This is a genomic window from Kineococcus lubricus, assembly GCF_050871965.1.
Classification (GTDB): Bacteria; Actinomycetota; Actinomycetes; order Actinomycetales; family Kineococcaceae; genus Kineococcus.
This window is the reverse complement of record NZ_JBJLSK010000018.1, coordinates 82,992-101,441: the sequence shown is the minus strand read 5'-3', so window position 1 is coordinate 101,441 and position 18,450 is coordinate 82,992. Positions and strand designations below refer to the sequence as shown.

Annotated in this window: 16 protein-coding genes and 1 riboswitch; of the genes, 5 read left to right on the top strand and 11 right to left on the bottom strand. The window is 75.3% G+C overall.

The window, feature by feature from the left end; all coding sequences use genetic code 11:
- The 4 genes from ACRYRX_RS15215 to ACRYRX_RS15200 all read right to left on the bottom strand — a co-directional run bounded on the left by ACRYRX_RS15215 (nt 1) and on the right by ACRYRX_RS15200 (nt 6,755).
- Nucleotides 1-3,300, bottom strand: a complete 3,300-nt coding sequence (locus ACRYRX_RS15215) for a DUF6603 domain-containing protein (RefSeq protein WP_432513060.1) — start codon at nt 3,298-3,300, stop codon at nt 1-3.
- Nucleotides 3,300-4,460: a M64 family metallopeptidase gene (locus ACRYRX_RS15210; protein ID WP_432513058.1), complete on the bottom strand. Its 1,161-nt coding sequence runs from the start codon at nt 4,458-4,460 to the stop codon at nt 3,300-3,302. Before ACRYRX_RS15210 ends, ACRYRX_RS15215 begins: the two co-directional genes overlap by 1 nt.
- The gene (locus ACRYRX_RS15205; RefSeq protein WP_432513056.1) at nt 4,447-4,905 is read right to left on the bottom strand and encodes a hypothetical protein; all 459 of its coding nucleotides are present in this window, start codon (nt 4,903-4,905) and stop codon (nt 4,447-4,449) included. Before ACRYRX_RS15205 ends, ACRYRX_RS15210 begins: the two co-directional genes overlap by 14 nt.
- 365 nt (nt 4,906-5,270) lie before the next feature.
- Nucleotides 5,271-6,755, bottom strand: a complete 1,485-nt coding sequence (locus ACRYRX_RS15200; protein WP_432513055.1) for a PucR family transcriptional regulator — start codon at nt 6,753-6,755, stop codon at nt 5,271-5,273.
- Nucleotides 6,756-6,828: 73 nt separating this feature from the next.
- On the opposite strand from ACRYRX_RS15200, the gene ACRYRX_RS15195 reads away from it, so the two are divergent.
- Nucleotides 6,829-7,932 carry a DUF917 domain-containing protein gene (locus ACRYRX_RS15195; RefSeq protein WP_432513054.1) on the top strand — a complete coding sequence of 368 codons (1,104 nt, stop codon included), beginning with the start codon at nt 6,829-6,831 and terminating at the stop codon, nt 7,930-7,932.
- Nucleotides 7,929-9,506 carry a hydantoinase/oxoprolinase N-terminal domain-containing protein gene (locus ACRYRX_RS15190; RefSeq protein ID WP_432513053.1) on the top strand — a complete coding sequence of 526 codons (1,578 nt, stop codon included), beginning with the start codon at nt 7,929-7,931 and terminating at the stop codon, nt 9,504-9,506. The genes ACRYRX_RS15195 and ACRYRX_RS15190 overlap by 4 nt, the downstream gene beginning before the upstream one ends.
- Before the next feature lie 42 nt (nt 9,507-9,548).
- On the opposite strand, the gene ACRYRX_RS15185 is transcribed toward ACRYRX_RS15190, so the two are convergent.
- The 4 genes from ACRYRX_RS15185 to dnaK are packed head-to-tail and all read right to left on the bottom strand — an operon-like array spanning nt 9,549 to nt 13,551.
- Nucleotides 9,549-9,971, bottom strand: coding sequence for a heat shock protein transcriptional repressor HspR (locus ACRYRX_RS15185; RefSeq protein ID WP_432513051.1), 423 nt, complete (start codon nt 9,969-9,971; stop codon nt 9,549-9,551).
- Between the two features lie 37 nt (nt 9,972-10,008).
- A complete protein-coding gene (locus ACRYRX_RS15180; protein WP_432513050.1) occupies nt 10,009-11,049 on the bottom strand; it encodes a DnaJ C-terminal domain-containing protein in 1,041 nt (346 codons plus the stop codon).
- Between the two features lie 31 nt (nt 11,050-11,080).
- Complete coding sequence (grpE, locus tag ACRYRX_RS15175; RefSeq protein ID WP_432513048.1) at nt 11,081-11,680, bottom strand: nucleotide exchange factor GrpE; 600 nt, start codon at nt 11,678-11,680, stop codon at nt 11,081-11,083.
- Nucleotides 11,680-13,551: a molecular chaperone DnaK gene (gene dnaK / locus ACRYRX_RS15170; protein WP_432513047.1), complete on the bottom strand. Its 1,872-nt coding sequence runs from the start codon at nt 13,549-13,551 to the stop codon at nt 11,680-11,682. The genes grpE and dnaK overlap by 1 nt, the downstream gene beginning before the upstream one ends.
- Before the next feature lie 165 nt (nt 13,552-13,716).
- Between dnaK and ACRYRX_RS15165 the strand changes: the two genes are divergently transcribed.
- Nucleotides 13,717-14,793, top strand: coding sequence for a DUF3616 domain-containing protein (locus ACRYRX_RS15165; protein ID WP_432513045.1), 1,077 nt, complete (start codon nt 13,717-13,719; stop codon nt 14,791-14,793).
- A 9-nt stretch (nt 14,794-14,802) separates the two neighbouring features.
- Here the strand turns inward: ACRYRX_RS15165 and ACRYRX_RS15160 are convergent, their stop codons facing one another.
- From ACRYRX_RS15160 to ACRYRX_RS15150, 3 genes are all read right to left on the bottom strand, one after another.
- Entirely contained in the window at nt 14,803-15,582 is a 780-nt protein-coding gene (locus tag ACRYRX_RS15160) for an energy-coupling factor transporter transmembrane component T family protein (RefSeq protein ID WP_432513044.1), read from the bottom strand.
- An 80-nt stretch (nt 15,583-15,662) separates the two neighbouring features.
- Complete coding sequence (locus tag ACRYRX_RS15155) at nt 15,663-17,117, bottom strand: ATP-binding cassette domain-containing protein (RefSeq protein ID WP_432513043.1); 1,455 nt, start codon at nt 17,115-17,117, stop codon at nt 15,663-15,665.
- Entirely contained in the window at nt 17,110-17,712 is a 603-nt protein-coding gene (locus ACRYRX_RS15150) for an ECF transporter S component (protein ID WP_432513041.1), read from the bottom strand. The genes ACRYRX_RS15155 and ACRYRX_RS15150 overlap by 8 nt, the downstream gene beginning before the upstream one ends.
- A 48-nt stretch (nt 17,713-17,760) precedes the next feature.
- A riboswitch (TPP riboswitch) is annotated at nt 17,761-17,865 on the bottom strand.
- Between the two features lie 74 nt (nt 17,866-17,939).
- Between ACRYRX_RS15150 and ACRYRX_RS15145 the strand changes: the two genes are divergently transcribed.
- Both ACRYRX_RS15145 and ACRYRX_RS15140 read left to right on the top strand, forming a co-directional pair.
- Nucleotides 17,940-18,080 carry a hypothetical protein gene (locus ACRYRX_RS15145; RefSeq protein ID WP_432513040.1) on the top strand — a complete coding sequence of 47 codons (141 nt, stop codon included), beginning with the start codon at nt 17,940-17,942 and terminating at the stop codon, nt 18,078-18,080.
- Between the two features lie 15 nt (nt 18,081-18,095).
- Nucleotides 18,096-18,398 (top strand): DUF4235 domain-containing protein, encoded by a 303-nt coding sequence (locus ACRYRX_RS15140; RefSeq protein WP_432513038.1) that lies wholly within the window; start codon nt 18,096-18,098, stop codon nt 18,396-18,398.
- Nucleotides 18,399-18,450 lie beyond the last annotated feature (52 nt).

Genomic DNA, 18,450 nt, shown 5'->3' with positions numbered 1-18,450 from the left:
CTAGAACGCCATCGGGCCGACGGTGTCGACGGCGGCCACGGCCGCACCGCCGCCCGCCACGGTCGCCAGCTGGTGCGCCTGGGCCTGCGAGAGCCCGCCGGTGACGGCGCCCGCGGAGTGCACGGCCCACTCCTCGTCCCGCACCGCGACGCGGGGCGCGACGACGTCGCGCTCGACCGCCCCCGTGCGGCCGGCCGCCGCGCGCAGGAGCCACGCCGGCAGGGTCAGCGCGCGCAGCAGCACCGCCGGCGCGGGCAGCCGGACCACCTTCACGTCGACGACCTCGTCGGCCGCGGGGCCGTCGTCGGTGCCGGGCACCCCGAGCCGGACCCCGGCGGTGAGCCGCTCGAACGCCCTCCGGTTCAGCGCGTCGGCGTCCCCGAGCTCGGTGAAGCCGCCCGGGGCGAACCAGTCCACCTCGGGACCGGTGACCTGCGGCCCGGTCGCCGTCACCGTCTCGGCCTGCAGGAGCGGCGCACCCTCGAACCGCTGCAGGAGCAGGCCCAGCGGCGCGCGCTCCTGGCTCCAGACCGCCTGGCCCAGCGGGGAGACCACCGGCAGCGAGGCGCCGTCGGCCGGCTCCACGACGACCCAGCGGTCGACGGCGTCCACGGCGCGGACGTTGCGGGGGTCCTCCAGCTCACCCAGCAGCTCGGCCAGCGCCGAGGCGACCGGGGTGACGGCGGGCGGGCTGGAGGAGCCGAGGGTGATCGTCTCCTCGAAGCAGATGTCGAACCACAGGATCTCGAAGCAGACCCTGCCGCGGAAGACGACCGGCCCGGGGCCGGACAGCTCGCCGCGCAGCTCGAGCCCGCCGACGTCGTGGCTCTTCCACCGGACCTTGACCGAGGCCTCGACGGAGAACCGGAAGTGCAGCGGCTGGAAGCGGATGAGCGCGTCGAAGCCGAGGAACCCGCGGATGTTGAACGGCCCGAGGTTGATGATCGCCTCGACGCTCGCACCGAGCTGCAGGCTGTTCGTGGTGACCGCGAAGTAGCCCTCGAACCGCAGGTACAGCAGGTCCGTCGGCGCCCCGCGGACCATCGCGACGCGGGTGAGGCTCGACGGGAGCACCAGCGGCGCCGGGTCGTAGGCGGGGTGGAAGCCGCCGACCGTGAGCACGACGTAGGGCTCGGCGCCCCAGGACAGCCGGAAGGCCGCGCCGCCGCTGAGCTGGAGGATCTCCAGCAGGTGGCTGTCGACGAGGACCGCGTCGAACGCCAGCACCTGCCGGGCGATGTCGACCACGCCCAGGACGTCCAGCCGGATCTGCAGGTAGGGGCGGCCGCCGCCGGGGTTCTCCACGGCGGCCCGCGCCGACCCCAGCAGCACGACCTTGCGCGGACCGGGCAGCTCGATGAACACCCCGATGTCGAACCGCACCAGCTCGGCCCAGGAGATCTGCAGCGTCGGCCCGACCACGACGACGCCCTCCGCCGGCGGGAAGACCGCCGACAGGTCGGCCAGCAGCAGCGGCGCGTTGCGCACCGGGTCCTCCGGGGCCAGGATCCGGCCGGCGGTGCCGGTCGCCATGCGCTCCCGCAGCGCGTCGACGTCGATGCGCCGGTTCAGCGCCAGTAGGCCGCCGACGGACGACAGGGCGAACCCGAAGCCCACCTGGATCGGCGGGAAGCTCGCCCGCATCAGCACCAGGAGCGCGTAGCCCCGGCCCCCGCCCGGGAGCCTGGTGTCCAGCAGCCCCGTGGCCTGCACCCCGACGATGCCGATGGACACCTCGAACGTGCCGCCGTACCGGCCGTTCGGCTCGTCGAACCCGAGGGAGCCGCCGCCGCTGACGGGGCCGGCGTCGATGGACAGGCCCAGCCCGGTCGGCGGCAGGAACCGGGAGGTCAGGTCCGCGATGCCGAGGTTGCCGTCGCGGAACGCCAGGTCGGCGGCCGCCCCGACACGGTCCACCGAGGCGGAGATCGGGCCGAGGTCGATGCCGCCGGTGGCGCGCACCTCGAGCGTCAGGCCGGTGGTCAGCAGCCGGAAGGCGACCTCGGCCTCCTCGATCCGCAGCGGGCCCAGCCCCAGCGCCAGGGGGACCACGGTGGCGAGGCCGGCGCCGCCGTTCAGCGAGACGCCGCGCTCCTGGTCCCAGACGACGGCCACGTCGAGGTCCAGGGACGTGCCGGTGGGGAAGAACGAGGAGAGGAAGCCGTCGGCACCGGCGAACGAGACGACGAGCCGCCCCTCCTCGATCGCCCCCTCGACGCTCGCGACGGCGGTCACGCCGGCGCCGTCGGTCTGGAAGCGGGCACCGACACCGACGCGTGCCGCCGCGGCCTCGAGCCGGGTCCCGTCGTGCCGGCCGAAGACCGTCCCGGTCCCGCCGGCCGGCGCCACGCGCTCCAGCGCGACGCCGAGGGTGGCGTCCGCGGCCACGCCGGGCGCGAGCGGCGTGATCTCGAACGGCGGGGACACCCGCAGCCCGGCGGCCGCCTGGAAGGCGCCGGTCACCTCCAGCCGCAGCCGCCAGCCGCCGCGGCCGATCGGCACCTGCACGTCGGCGCCGGTGAGGTCCGACAGCCCGAGGAGCAGGTCGAGCGCGTCCGGGACGGTGCCCGCCTCGCGCAGGACGAGGATCAGCGCCCGCAGCTCGCGCGTCGCCGGGTCCACGACGGCCGGCACGCCGACCGCCGTCAGCAGCGCGCGCAGGCGCTCGAACAGGACGGCGTCGTCCAGGTCCGCCGCACCCCACCCGTACAGGTCCCCGAGCAGGCCCTCGGGGTCGTCCAGCAGCCGGGCGAGCCGGTCGAGCCGCAGGTCGCGCCGCACGTGCGCCGGGCGCTGGCCGGTGGTGGGCACCGGGGTGGACTCGACGACCCCCAGCAGCGCCAGCGTGCGGGCGCCCACGGGGCGGTGGCCCTCCAGGTAGCTCACCACGAGCAGGTCGACGAGCCGCTCCGGCAGCTGGTCCAGCACCTCCTCGAGCTCGGGGACCGCGGGCCCGAGCGCGCCGTACGCCGCCCGGACGCGGACCGCGACGTCCTTGGTCCTGGTGAACGCGTCCGTCACCTCGGGCAGCAGCGCGGTGAGCGCCGCGGCCGCCGCGCCCTCGTCCCGGGCGGCGACGGCGGCGGCGAGCGGGCCGATCAGCGGGGCCACCTCGCCGACGGCGGCGGCCGCGGCGCCGGCGGCGGCGACGACGTCGGCGGCGTCGCGCACCGGTTGCGGCAGCGGCAGCCCGAGGTCGGCGAACAGCGCCTCCAGCCCGCCCGGTGCCGCGAGCCGGTCGCCCACCGGCTGGAGCACCTTGGCGAGCTCCAGCACCACGACTTCGGCGGTCCCGGCCATCAGCCCCTCCGTCCGTGCCGGCGCGCGAGGCCGACGGCCGGGCCCAGGACCCGGTCGCGCAGCAGGCGCGCGAGGGCGGGGTGCCGCTGGACGTGCCGGGCGGCCGGCGGCCCGACCCGGCCGTAGACCGCGACCAGCGCCCGCGCGCCGGTCCGTCCCCGCGCGCCGGGCCGCAGCCGGCGGTCGCGCCAGTCCCGCAGCCAGACGACGTCGGGGTGGGTGGTGTCGGCGTAGACCGCGCTCGCGACGAAGCAGGCCGGCGAGGAGCCCCTGGTGATCTCCGCCTTGATGGCTTCCTGGCACACGGCGCAGAACGGCAGGCTCGAGCCGACGGTGCGCATGAGGCAGTCGTGGGCGGGCCGGTAGAGGCCGCAGTGGAAGTACTTCGCCCCGGCGAACGCGCCGATGTCGTTCGCGCCGACCGGGTTCGCCTGGGTGTCGCACGTCGTGCAGTCGGGGTTGGTGGTCGTCGGGACCGGGGTCGCGGAGGCGACGAGGTGGCGCCACTTGAGCGTCGACCTGTCGCTGACCGCGGTGACGTTCGGCTCGCCCGGCTCCGGCCCGGTGTAGGTGTCGTGGTCGGTCTCCCCGCTGCTGCACCCCTGGTAGTACTCGTACTCGTCCGCGAGCCCATAGGCCGAGTGGCCCAGCTCGTGCAGCGCGACCTCGAGCGCGTCGGCGGCGACCGAGTAGACGGCGACCTTGCCGCCGCCCGAGCCGCCGTACTCGGCGTGGTTGACGATGACGACGATGACGTCCCAGCCCGGCACGCGGGCGTTCGCGGTGGTCTGCGCGAGCCCGCTGTCGACGGTCAGCAACCGGCGGATGCTGCCGTCGCCGCAGTAGCGGGCGTCGAGGTAGGTGTCGGCGGTGGTGGCCCCGCCGGTCGGCGCCGACCCGTCGCCGCACGCCAGCGGGTTGTCGGCGCCGGACTGGTGGGACTCGATGTCGATCCGGTGGACGTTGATCTGGTTCCAGACGGCGTCGAAGGGCCTGGTCGCCTGCAGCGCGGTGGTGAAGCCGGTGCAGGCCGTCTGGAAGGCGGGCTGCTCCGCCGCGGTGAACCCGTCGCCCATCACGGCGAAGACGTAGCGGTCGGCGTCCGCCCCGTGGTCGACGACCTTCGTCGAGCCGGTGACGGTCCCATCAGCCGTTCCCATCCCCGCCGTCCTCGCGCAGCCGGTAGCGGCCGATCTCCTGCGGGCCCGAGGTCCGCGCCGTCGCGTCGGCGGGGCCGGGCCCGGCGGCGACCGAGGGCCCGGCGAGCAGGACGACGTCCTGCGCGGCGGCGTCGTCCGGCACGATCACGGAGAACGCGCCCCGGGTCGGGGCGCGCGGGACGCGGTGGACGCCGCGCTCCGTGCCGGGGTCGAAGACCTCCGTCGACTGCGGGATGTCGTACGGGCTCAGCCGGACCCGGAACGTCGGCCGGTCCGCCGCGGTGCGCAGCTCGGCGCTGACGGTGTCCGGGGACGGCGCCGCGCCGGGGTCCTCGCCCGGCGGGACGCGCTTGTCCACCGGCGTCCGGTCGATCAGCCGGATCCCGGAGGAGTCGTAGGCGAAGGTCAGCCGGACCGCGCGCACCGGCTCGCGGTTCGGGCTCACGGCGCCGGGTCCCGGTGCTCGTGCCCTGGACACATCTCGGACTCCCCGCCTACGAGGGCGCGACGCATCCTCCGCCGGTGGCGGGGATCTGGGAGCTGCTACCCGTCGCGGGTCACCCGACGATGGGCGACCGGCCGACGGCTGCAGCGGGTGATCGGTCGAGGCCGATGACGGTCCGGCTCGGTGGCCGGTTGGGCCCATGGTCGTGCGCTCGCCGTGCGCGCGTCAAGGGTTTCTCCCGTGTCCCGCCGGGGACCGGTGGGGCGTCGCCGGGCCGGCGCCGTGAGCGCTGCGGGCGGCCTCCGGAGGACGACGCCGGCCGGGCTGGAGGAACCTTCCGCGCAGCGGACTCGTCGTGGGAGTCCTCACCCCCGGGTGGCGCTGAGCATCCGCACCCGGCACGCCAGTTCCACCGCGAACCGGGTGTCGGGGTCCTCCAGGTCCAGCCGCAGCGCCTGGCGGATCCACTTCAGCCGGTACCCCACGGCGTTGGCGTGCAGGTGCAGCTCGCGGCCGGCGTTGGCCAGGGAGTTGCGGTGGGCCAGGTAGGCCAGCAGGGTGCGCACGGCGGTCTCGGCCCGTTCGGGGCCGAGGTCGTCCAGCGGCTGCAGGATGTCGACGAGCAGCCGCCGGCTGATGGGTGAGGCGAAGAAGTCCAGCAGGACCCGGCGCAACCCCGTCACGTCGGTCAGTTCCACGCCCCCGGCGCGTCCGGCCGCGACGGCCGACTCGGCGGCGATGCGCGCCTCGGCCGCCGACAGCCGCAACCCGGCCGCCCCGATCTGCGGGGTCCCCAGCCCCAGGGTGTACTCCCAGCCGGGCCCGGCGAGGGTGCGCGCCTGCCGCTGGACGCGTTCACCCACCTCGCGCAGCCGGCGCTGGTGGTCGGCGGCGCCGTGCTCCTCCGAACTCACCAGCAGCACGTCGGACTGCAGGAACGCGACGTGCCAGGTCTCGGGGCGGCCGTCGACGAGTTGCAGCGCGAACAGCTCCAGCGCCGCCTGGACGCTGCGGGGGGCCTGCGCGCCGGGGTCGGTCACGCCCGTCGGTTCCAGCCAGGCCACGACGTGGGAGTGGTGCAGGGGGAAACCCAGCCGCGCGGCCTGCCCCACGAACGCCTCCACGCGGGAGGACTCGGCCAGCACGAGCTCGACGACGAGGTCGGCCCGGGACTGGCTGCCCGCGTAGCGGTCGCTCATCCTGCGTTGCGCCGCACGGGAAGCGAGCGACGCCACGACGGGCAGGGCGACGGCGGTCGCGGCGTCGGGGACGGCGGCGACGACCCGGCCGACGGGGACCTCGCCGATGCAGACCGCGTGCGGGTCCGACCACGTGACGTCGGGGTCGTCGACGAGGTGGAGCTCGGTGCCCAGGGCGTTCCCGGCGGCGGCCAGGAGGGTTTCCACGGTGCTGTCCGGGGACGCGGCGTGCGCGGAGGTGCGTTCCACGGCGGTCGCGGCCCGCAGCACGGCCTCGGAGGTCCCGCCGGACAGCAACCGGTCCACGGCCATCGCCACGTCGGCCGGGCCCGCCCCCGCCGCGCGGAACACCGGGACCCCGCCGCGCTCGGCCAGCGCCACGGCCGTCTCGGGCAGCACCCCGTCGGTCAGCAGCACCAGGCCCGCCAGGCCCCGGGCCCCGGCCCGCCGCAGCGCGACGTCGAGGCGGTAGGGGGCGGGGTTCTCCTCCCCGGGCACGACGACGAGGGTCCCGGGAGGGACGTCGGCCAGCCGTTCCAGCGCGGCGACCTCGACGCGCAGCACCGCCTGCGGGCCCACCGGGCCGGCGAGGCGGGTGAGGCCGAGGCGGTCGGACTGCGCGACGAGGTCGTCGATGGTCAGTTGTCCCACCGGCACAGTATGTGCCGATTCTCTGGATCGGTGGAACATGGTGCCGCTGGAGGGTGCCGCCTACGGTGACGACATGCACAGCCTCCTCGACGCCCCGGGGCGCGACCGGCTCACGGCGCTGACCGCCGCCGACGTCCCCGCCCTCGCCGCCGGGACGGCGATCTTCGGCACCGGCGGCGGCGGCGCCGTCCACACCTCGCAGATGGTCGCCGAGCACGCGCTCCGCGAGCGCGGCCCCGTCCCCCTCGTGAGCGTCGACGACCTCGGCCCGCAGGACCAGGTGATCCTGCTGTCCGGCATCGGCGCCCCCACGGTGGGCATCGAGATGCTGTCCGCGGCCCACCAGGTCGAAACCCTGGTGCGCGAGTCCGAACGGGTCCTGGGCCGGCCGGTGACGACGCTGATGGCCGCCGAGATCGGCGGCAGCAACGGCGTCGGGCCGGTCGGCTGGGCCTCCCGGCTGGGTCTGAAGCTCCTGGACGCCGACGGCATGGGCCGCGCGTTCCCCGACGCCGCCATGGTGTCGATGAACGTGGCCGGGTTGCCGTGCGAGTTCGCCGTGCTGTCCGACGTCGTCGGCAACGTCTCGGTCCTGCGGACCGTCGACCTGCACTGGCTGGAACGGCACGCCCGCGCGCTGACCATCGCCAGCGGGTCCATCTGCCTCGGGGCGCACTACCCGATGACGGCAGAGACGGTCCGCGGCGCGGTGGTGGAGGGAACCGTCAGCGCCGCCGTCCGGGTCGGTCACGCCCTGCTGTCCTCCCCCGACCCCGTGCGGGCCGTCGCCGCCGAGCTCGGGGGTTCCATCCTGCTCACCGGGAAGATCACCGACCTGGACCGGCGGACCGAGGGAGGTTTCTCGCGGGGTTCGGTGACGATCTCCGGCACCGGGGAGGACCGCGGGCGGTTGCAGCGGCTGGAACTGCAGAACGAGAACCTCGTGGTCCTGGAGGACGGCGAGGTCGTGGTGAGCGTCCCCGACAACGTCACCGTCATCGACTCCGAGACGGGCCACGCCATCACCACGGAGATGCTGCGGTTCGGGCAGCGGGTCTGCGTGCTCGCCTGGGCCGCGGACCCGATCTGGCGCTCGGCGCGCGGCCTGGAACTGGCCGGGCCGCAGGCGTTCGGCTACGACCTGCCCTACACCCCGTTCGAAGGAGGCACCCGATGAGTGCACGCGACCTGTCCATCGGTGTCGACGTCGGCGGCACGAACACCGACGCCGTCGTCATCGACGCCGACGGGGCGGTGCTGGCCCGCACCAAGCAGCCCACCACCGCCGACGTCACCGGCGGCATCCGGGCCGGCATCGCCTCGGTGCTGGCCGCCGTCGGCGAGGACCGCTCCCGGGTCTCGCGCGTCATGCTCGGCACGACGCACGCGACGAACGCGATCGTCGGCCGCCAGCAGCTGGACCGGGTGGCGGCCCTGCGCCTGGGCGCCCCCGCGGCCACCGAGTACCCGCCGCTGCTGGGCTGGCCGCAGGACCTGTCCCGGCTGGTGCTGGCCGGTTCGGCGATGGTCCGCGGCGGGCACATGGTCGACGGGACCCCCATCGCGCCCCTGGACCGGGACGCGGTGCTGCGGTTCCTGGACGAGGTGGGCGAGTTCGACGCGGTCGCGGTCACCGGCATCTTCAGCCCGTCCTCCCCCGACCAGGAGTTCGAGGTCGCCGAACTCGTCCGCGCGCACCGCGGGGCGGGCACCCGCGTGTTCCTCAGCCAGGACATCGGCCCGACGGGTCTGCTGGAACGGGAGAACGCGACCATCCTGAACGCCGCCCTGCACAGCGTGGCGCGGTCGGTGACGCAGGCCCTGGTCACCGTCGTGGCCGAGGAGGGGCTGGACGCGCAGACGTTCTTCGCCCAGAACGACGGCACCCTGATGTCCCTGGACCACACCGCGCAGTACCCCGTCCTGACCATCGGCTCGGGACCGGCGAACTCCATCCGGGGGGCCGCGTTCCTGTCCGGGACCCAGGACGCCATCGTCGTCGACGTGGGCGGGACGACGTCCGACCTCGGCGTCCTGGTCAAGGGTTTCCCCCGCGAGTCCACGCTGCCGCGCGAGATCGGCGGGGTGCGCACGAACTTCCGCATGCCGGACGTCCTGAGCCTGGGCGTCGGCGGCGGCACGATCGTCGACCCCGCGACCGGGACCGTCGGGCCGGGGTCGGTCGGGTACCGGATCACCCGCGAGGGCCTGTCGTTCGGCGGCAGCACCCCCACCCTGACCGACGCGGCGGTCCTGGCCGGCGCCCCGGTCACCGGGCTGACGCTGCCCGCCCAGCCGCCGTCCGTGCAGCAGGCGCTGCGGGACGGGCTGGAACTGGCCCGGACCCGGCTGGCCGACGCCGTGGAGCGGCTGTCGTTCGGCCGCACGGACATCCCGCTGGTCGTCGTCGGCGGCGGCGCGTTCCTGGTGCCGGACCACCTGCCGGGGCTGGGCCCGGTCGTCCGCCCCGACCACGGGGACGTCGCCAACGCGGTGGGCGCGGCGATCTCGCTGGCCGGGGGCCGCGCCGACCGGATCGCCGCCCTCGAGGACCGCGACCGGGCCGTCGAGGACGCCGCGGAGGCCGCGACGGCCAAGGCGATCCAGGCGGGGGCCGACCCGCTGGCGGTGGCGGTCGTGGACGTGCTCGAGACCCCCGTGACCTACACCGACCGCCCCACGGTGCGGGTCTCGGTCAAGGCCGCCGGACCGCTGGCCCGGGTCGGGGAGCGGGGGCTGTCGCGGGTCTGAACGCGCAGCGCCCGGCCCCCTGCGGGACCGGGCGCGGCGGGTTCAGCGGGTGCGGTCGGGCCGCCAGACCACCAGCGCCGTGGAGCGCTGCGACTCCGGCCGCCGCCCCAGCGGGGTCGCGACGATGTCCCCGGCGACGCCCGCGGCGAAGATGCGGCGGGCCTGCTGGCGGACGTGGGCGATCTCGCCCTCGAGCTCCTCGACCCGCTGGCCGAGGGCGAGGACCTGGTTCTCCAGGTCCATGATCCGCTTGATGCCGGCGAGGTTCACGCCGTCCTCCTGGGACAGCCGCTGCACCTCGCGCAGCTGGGCGATGTCCCGCGCCGAGTAGCGGCGGCCGCGGCCGCGGGCCCGGCTGGGCGAGACGAGGCCGAGGCGGTCGTACTGCCGCAACGTCTGCGGGTGCATGCCCGCGAGATCGGCCGCCACCGAGATGACGAACAACGGGTCGTCGTCCTGGTACACGCTCGTCCTCCTCCCGCCCTTCCGGGTCGTGCGTCGGTCAGCTGCGGGCCCGGTCGGCGAGCCCGGCGCGCGGGTCGTGCCCGGCGGTGGCCTTCGCGAAGGCCTCGACGGCCTCGCGCACCGCGCCGTCGACCCGCTGCGGGACGACGACCTCCACGGTGACGAACAGGTCGCCCCGTTCGTCGGTGGAGCGGGACCGCTTCACCCCGCGGCCCTTGAGCCGCAGGGACCGCCCCGAGGGCGTGCCCGCCGGGACCTTCACCCGCACGGTCGCGCCGTCGAGGGTGGGGACCTCCACGGTGGCGCCGAGCACGGCCTCGTCGAAGGACACCGGCAGCGTCATCCGCAGGTCGTCGCCGTCCCGGCGGAACACCGGGTGCGGTTCGACGTGCACGGTGACCAGCAGGTCGCCGTTGCCGCCGGCCCCGGGCAGCCCCTGGCCGCGCAGCCGCACCTTCTGGCCGTCGCGCACGCCCTGGGGCAGGCGCGCGTTGACGGTGCGGGGTGGGCCGCCGCGCGGGTCCGGGACCCGCAGGGAGACCGTCTTGCCCTCCAGGGCGTCGCGGAACGAGACCCGCGCCGAGGCGTCGAGGTCCTGCCCGCGCGCCGACGACGTCTGCGGGCCGCCGAAACCGCCGGGGAAACCCCCGCCGGCCCCGCCCTGGTTGAACAACCCCCCGAGCAGGTCCTCGAAACCGCCGCCGGAACCGCCGGGGGTGCCGAACCGCACACCCCCGGGGGCCGGGCCGCGACCCTGGCCGAACAGCCCGCCGAGCAGGTCCTCGAACCCCGCGCCGCCGCCGGCGCCGCCGGCTCCCCCGGAGGAGAACCGGGCACCGCCGCCGACCATGGCGCGGACGCCGTCGTACTGCTGGCGCTGCTCGGGGTCGGACAGGACCGAGTAGGCCTCCCCGACCTCCTTGAACTGCTGCTCGGCCCGGGCGTCACCCGGGTTGGCGTCCGGGTGCAGCGTGCGGGCCTTCTTGCGGTAGGCCTTCTTGATCTCGGCCGCGTCGGCGTCGTGGGGGACGCCGAGGATCGCGTAGAAGTCCTTCTCGGCCCAGTCCTGCATGCTCATCGGTGCCCCCCTCCCTCGGAACTGCTGGAACTCATCCCTGCGGGTCGGCGACGGCGACGCGCGCCGGGCGCAGCACCCGCTCGCCGAACCGGTACCCCGGCTGCAGCACCTTCACGCACGTCGCCACCTCGTACTCGTCGGAGTGGCTGTGCATGAGGGCCTCGTGCACGGCCGGGTCGAACGGCTCGCCGTCCCGGCCGTACCGCTCGAGCCCGAACCGCGTGAGCGTCGCCTCCAGCTTGTCCGCGATCGCCACGAACGGGCCGGTGAGGTCGCCGTGCTCGCGGGACAGGTGGATGTCGTCGAGGACCGGCAGCAGCGCCTCGGCCACGCCCGCGAGCGCCGCGTTCTTGGCGACGTCGCGGTCGCGGTCGACGCGCTTCTTGTAGTTGACGTACTCGGCGTTCAGCCGCTGCAGCTCCTCGAGGCGCTCGGCCGCGAGGGTCTGCGCGGCGCCGAGCTCGGCGTCCGCCCCGTAGGTGTCGGCGCCGTCGTCCGGGCCGCCGACCGTGGGCTGCGCCGGGGTCTGCGCCGGTTCCTGCGGCGTGGTCTCCCCGCGCACCTGGCCCGTCTCGGGGTCGATGCGGCGGTTGTCCCTGATGACCGCGGGTTCGGAGAACTCCTCCGACATCACTTGTCCTTCTCGTCGTCGACGACCTCGGCGTCCACCACGTCCTCGTCGCTGGAGGAGGGCTTGGTGAAGTCGGGGCCCGCCGAGCCGGCGTCACCGGAGGCCGCGCCCTCGGACTGCTGGGCGGCGTACAGGGCCGACCCGAGTTCCTGGGAGGCCTGCGCGACGGCGTCGGACTTGGCCTTGATCTCGGCCGCGTCGGTGCCGTTCAGGGCCGTCTTCAGCTCCGCCACAGCGGCTTCGACCTTGGCCTTGCCGTCCTCGGGCAGCTTGTCGGAGTTGTCCGCGACGAACTTCTCGGTCTGGTAGACGAGCGCCTCGGCCTGGTTGCGGGCCTCGGCCTCCTCGCGGCGCTGCTTGTCCTCGTTGGCGTGCTGCTCGGCGTCCTTGACCATCCGCTCGATGTCCTCCTTCGACAGCGCGCTGCCGCCGGAGATGGTCATCGACTGCTCCTTGCCCGTGCCGCGGTCCTTCGCGTTCACGTGCACGATGCCGTTGGCGTCGATGTCGAAGGTGACCTCGACCTGCGGGACGCCGCGGGGGGCGGGGGCGATGCCGGTGAGCTCGAACGTGCCCAGCGGCTTGTTGTCGCGGGCCAGTTCGCGCTCGCCCTGGAACACCTGGATGAGCACCGAGGGCTGGTTGTCGTCGGCGGTCGTGAAGACCTCCGAGCGCTTGGTCGGGATGGCCGTGTTGCGCTCGATGAGCTTGGTCATGATCCCGCCCTTGGTCTCGATGCCCAGGGACAGCGGGGTGACGTCGATGAGCAGGACGTCCTTGCGCTCGCCCTTGAGGACACCGGCCTGCAGGGCGGCGCCGATGGCGACGACCTCGTCCGGGTTCACGCCCTTGTTGGGTTCCTTGCCGCCGGTCAGCTCCTTGACGACGTTCGTCACCGCGGGCATGCGGGTGGAACCACCGACGAGGACGACGTGGTGGATGTCGGCGAGCTTGACGTCGGCGTCGCGGATGACGTCGTGGAACGGCTTCTTGGTGCGGTCCAGCAGGTCCTGCGTCATCTGCTCGAACTGGGCGCGGGTGAGCTGCTCGTCCAGGTGGACGGGGCCGTTCTCGGTCATCGACAGGTACTGCAGGGAGATGCCGGTGCTGGTGGCCGTCGACAGCTCCTTCTTGGCTTGCTCGGCGGACTCGCGCAGGCGCTGCATGGCGATCTTGTCCTTGGACAGGTCGATGCCGTAGGCGCCCTGGACCTTCTTGAGCAGGTGGTCGACGATCCGCTGGTCCCAGTCGTCACCACCGAGGTGGTTGTCGCCGGAGGTGGCGCGGACCTGGATGGTGGAGAAACCGTCCTCGTCCTTGCCGACCTCGAGCAGGGAGACGTCGAAGGTGCCGCCGCCGAGGTCGAAGACGAGGATGAGCTCGTCCTCCTTGCCCTTCTCCAGGCCGTAGGCGAGGGCGGCCGCGGTGGGCTCGTTGATGATGCGCAGGACGTTCAGGCCCGCGATCTCGCCGGCCTCCTTCGTCGCCTGGCGCTGGGAGTCGGAGAAGTACGCGGGGACCGTGATGACGGCGTCGGTCACGGCTTCGCCGAGGTAGCTCTCGGCGTCGCGCTTGAGCTTCTGCAGCACCCGGGCGGAGATCTCCTGCGGGGTGTACTTCTTGTCGTCGATCGCGACGTTCCAGTCGGTGCCGACGTGGCGCTTGACCGACCGGATGGTGCGGTCGACGTTGGTGACGGCCTGGCGCTTGGCGATCTCGCCGACGAGCACCTCGCCGTTCTTGGCGAACGCGACGACGGACGGCGTGGTGCGGCCGCCCTCGGCGTTCGCGATGACCGTCGGTTCCCCGCCTTCGAGGACGGAGACGACGGAGTTGGTGGTCCCGAGGTCGATGCCGACCGCACGTGCCATGGTTGATGCCCTCCCGAGCGACTGTTGAGCGTTCTCCACTCAAGTTCGCCGACCGCTCCGCGTCTGTCAAGCGGGAGTGCGTCGAACTTGAGTCTGATGGGCTCAACTCACGAAAGGGCCCGGTTGTTCCCCGCCCCGGGCGGGGACCCCCTACGCTCCCCAGGGGTGGAACCGACCCGACGCGTGCCCCTGCACTTCGACGACGCCTCCCGGGCGGGCGGGACGCACGTTAACCTCTCCGCCGTCCGCACCGACGGACCCCACCTGTGGGTCGCCGGCGACGAGACCGCAACCGTCGAGCGACTCACCGCCGTCACCACCGACGGGGTGGTGACCTCCTACGACCACCAGGTCACCGTCGCGCTGGCCGACCTCGTCGACCTGCCCGGCGCGCACGGCGACGAGGCCGACGTCGAGGGCCTGGCCCGCAGCGGCCCCTGGCTGTGGGCGATCGGGTCGCACAGCCTCAAGCGCAAGCGGATCCGCCCCGGGGACCCCGACGACAAGGCCCGCAAGCGCCTGTCCCGCGTCGTGCGCGAGGACAACCGGTTCGTCCTCGTGCGGATGCCCGTGGACCCCGCGACCGGGCTGCCGGCCCGCGAGGTCGAGGTCGACGGGCAGACCCTGACCGCCGCCGTCCTCGGCGCCCACGACGACGACCTCACCCGGCACCTGCGCGACGACGACCTCGTCGGCCCCTTCCTGTCGATCCCCTCCAAGGACAACGGCCTCGACGTCGAGGGCATCGCCGTCCACCGCTCCGAGCACGGCACCCGCCTCTACGTGGGCCTGCGCGGCCCCGTGCTGCGCGGCTGGGCGGTGCTGCTGGAACTGCGGCCGCGGACCCACCGCAAGCACCCCGGCCGCCTGGTGCTGGAGGAGTTCGAGGACGGTTCGGCCTACCGCGCGCACCTTCTGGACCTGCGCGGCCTGGGCATCCGCGACCTGTGCCCCGACGGCGACGACCTGCTCGTCCTGACCGGCCCCTCGATGGGCCTGTCCGGGCCCGTCCGCGTGCACCGCTGGGTCGGCGGGTGCGTCGTGGAGGCCGCCGACGTCGTGCGCGCCGACGAGCTGCCCGTCGTCCTGGACCTGCCGCACGGGCAGGGCGAGGACCACCCCGAGGGCATCGCCGTCACCGGCGACGACGAGCTGCTCGTGGTCCTCGACTCCCCCGCCGGGCACCGGCACACCGCCCGGGGCGGGATGCTCGCCGACGTGTGGCCGCTGCCCCGGGGCTGAGCACCCGCCTCAGGACACCGCGCGCAGCAGGGCCGGGACGGCCGCCACCGCCGTCCCGGCCACCACCAGCACGGTGTCCGCCCGCCGCCACGGCGCCGGCAGCGCCCAGCTGCGCCGCCCCGCCGACTCCGCCGCGAAACCGCGCGCGTCCATCGCCACCGACACCCGCCCGGCGCGGCGCACCGCGTCCACCAGCAGGCCGAACGCCGTCGACCCGGCCCACCGCGCGCGGCTCACCGGGCCCCGGCCCGGACCCAGCCCCCGCACCCGGCGGGCGGCGGCGATCTGGTCCCAGGAGTCGGCCAGGGCGTCCAGGCGGCCCAGCGCGACGACCGCGGAGACCACCACGCGGGCCGGGACGCGCCACCGCTGCGCCAGGTGGTCCCCCGCCTCGGCCGGGTCGACCCAGCTCAGCAGCACCAGACCCGGCAGGACGAGGACGACGAGGCGCAGGGCCGCCGTCAGCGCCGTCCACAGGGGGTCGGCGGCGTCACCGGCCAGGACCGTGGACCAGCCCACCGACAGCGCCGCCAGGCCCGTGGGCACCAGCCGGCGCAGCAGCGGCCGGACGCCGGCGGCGACCAGTGGCAGGCAGAGCAGTTGCACCGCGAGGGCTCCGGCGGCCTGCCACCACTCCTGCACGGCGAACGCGCCGACCGCGCAGAGCACGCCGACCACGAGCAGCGACAGCGGTCCGCAGTGCCGCACGAGCGGCCCCGGACCGGCGCCGCGGCGCTCGGCCGCCGTCGGCGGGACCGCGTCGTCCACACCCCCGGGGGCGGTTCCCACAGGTTCGTCCACACCGCTGTGCACAGCGCTGTGGACAGGCGTGTGGACGGGGGTGGGGACGGTCCCGGGCGTCGGGCCGTTCACGCCGCCTCCCCCCGGGCCGCCGTCGTGCCCGCCCGCAGGTGCACCCCGCGCGCGCCGCCCACCAGCCGCTCGTCGTGCGTGCTCACCGCCACCGCAGCCCCGTCCCGCGCCGCGGCCGCCAGCAGCCCCGTGACCACGGCCCACGTCCCGCGGTCCTGACCCACCGTCGGCTCGTCCGCCAGCAGCACCGCCGGGCCGGCGGCCAGCGCGCTCGCAAGCGCCAGCCGGCGCTGCTCGCCGCCGGAGAGGCGGAACGGGTTGACGTGGGCGTGACCGGCCAGGCCCAGCAGGTCCAGCAGGGCCCGCCCGCGCGCGGTGCCGCGGCCCAGGACGCGCGCGGTGACGTCGACCTCCTCGGCCACGGTGGCGGCCACGAACGTGTGCTCGGGGAACTGCGGCACCCACCCGGTGCGGGCGGCGAGCTCGGCCGAGGTCCACGCGTGCGGGGCGCGCCGGCCGCGGGCCCCGGCCAGCTCGGAGGCCGCCAGCAACCGCCCGGTGGGGCGGACCAGCCCGGCCAGGACGCGCAGCAGGCTGGACTTGCCGGACCCGCTGTCGCCGGTGACGGGGGTGAGCGCCCCGGCGGGCAGGCGGACGTCCACCCCGGCCAGGACCGTCACCGGCGGCCGGGGGCGCAGCGACCGCCGGGTGCTGACCAGGCCCAGCCCCTCGCCCCGCAGCGCGTCCCCGCTCACGGCCAGGACGGGGGCCAGGAGCCCGGCGGGGACGTCGACGGGGTCCGGCGCGCCCCGCCCGGGCCACCACAGGTCGTCGCCGGTGCGGGTCGTGGCGGGCGGGCCGTCGGCGGCGACGCGGCCGTCGGCGCCCAGGACGACGACGCGGTCGACGTGCGGGGCCCACCCGGCGAGGTCGTGGTCGACGACGACGAGGCTGCGGGTGCGGGCCGGGTCGCGCACGGCGTCGAGCACCGCGGCGCGGACGGCTGCCGCGGTGGGGGCGTCGAGCATCGAGGTGGGTTCGTCCAGCAGCAGGACCGCCGGGTCGGCGGCCAGCGTCCCGGCCAGCGCCAGCCGCTGCCGCTCACCGCCGGACAGGGTCGCGACCTCGCGGTCGCGGCCGGCGGTGAAGCGGGCGGCGCGGTGCGCGCGGGCCACCCGGCGCCACGTCGCGGCGCGGTCGAGCCCGGCGTTCTCGGGGCCGAAGGCGGTGTCCCGCCCGGCGGTCTCGGCCACGACCGCGTCCAGCGGGTCCTGCACGAGCAGGCCGATCTCGCCGGGGGCGGCGGCGCGGCCGTCGAGCCGGACGTCGCCGACGGCGTCGACCTGGTCGTCCAGGAGCCCGGCCAGGGCCCGCAGGACGGTCGACTTGCCCGCCCCGCTGGGCCCGACGAGCAGGACCCGCTCCCCGGCGGCGACGTCGAGGTCGACGTCGCGCACCAGCGTCCGGTCCCCGCTGGTGACCGTGAGGCCGCGCAGGGTCAGGTCAGCCACGGTGCTCGCGGCCCGCGGCGAAGGAGGCCAGCGCCCCGGTGCGGGCCAGGGCTCGGACCAGGGCCCAGCCGCCGAGCCCGGCGATCAGCGCGCCGGAGACGGCGAAGCAGGCGACGTAGACGACCTGGAACCCGAGGGTCCACGTCCCGGCGTAGTAGGCGAACAGCTCGTAGACGCCCTCCAGGACGGCGGCCAGCACCCCGCCGAGGACGGCGACGACCGGGCCGGCGGCGCGCCAGGCGAACAGCGCGAACGCGAGCTCGACGCCGACGCCCTGGATCGCGCCGGAGATCAGCACGCCGAAGCCCCAGTGGCTGCCGAGCAGGGCCTCGACGGTGGCGGCGACGAGCTCGGCGAGCAGCGCCGCCCCGGGCCGGCGCACGACCAGGGCCGCGACGACGGCCGGCAGCAGCCACACGCCGCTGAGCAGGCTCTGCAGGAACGGGACGGCGGTGAAGACCGGGGTGAGGACGGCGTACAGGACGCCCCAGCCCCAGAACACGACGCCGAACGCGACGCCGAGGACGGCGGCGGTGACGAGGTCGACGGTGCGCCAGCGGTGGGTGCTGCGGGCGCGGCTGACGGTGCTGCTCATCGTTCCTCCTGGGTCCAGGAGGGGGACGCGCCGCCACCGCGGCCGCGCGTCGAGGACGTCCCGACTCCCTACGCCGGTCTGAACCGGATCAGGTTCGAGGGTCTGCGGAAACCCGCACTCTCAGCGCCCCACGGCGCTCCCCTGTCGTGTGGGGCGACCTTACCCCCCTCCCGCCCCGGGGGTCCTCGGCCGCGGGGGCGGCGGGCGGGGCTGGGAGGATGGGGGGTGTGCTGAGGATGATGCGCGGACCGGACGGTGGGCCCTCGCGGGCGGTGAAGCTGATGACGCTCGTCGTCGTCCTCGCGGTGCTCCTGGGCAGCGCCGCCGCGCTGACCCCCCTCCTGGGCTGGCTCCTGGACCTGCTGTAGGGCAGGGTCGGGGCCATGAGCTCGTTCGTCTGGAAGTTCGTCGGCCCGGGTGCCGGCTTCCTCGCGACCGCTGTCGCGAGCCGCGTCACGAAGAAGGTGTGGGTCGCGGTGACCAAGTCGCCGCCGCCGGACAACCCGGAGGACCCGGACGTGGCGTGGCGGGAGGCCGTCATCTGGGCGCTGGCCTCCGGCGCCATCATCGGCGTCACCCGGCTGGTCGTGGAGCGCCAGGCCGCGGTCTGGTACCGCAAGAGCTTCGGCGAGCTGCCCCCCGGGCTGGGGCCCGGGGACGACGGCGGGACGAAGGCCAACGCCTGACCGCTCCGGGTGCGGTCCCCGCGCCGCGGTGGTGCAGTGGGACCGCACCGGG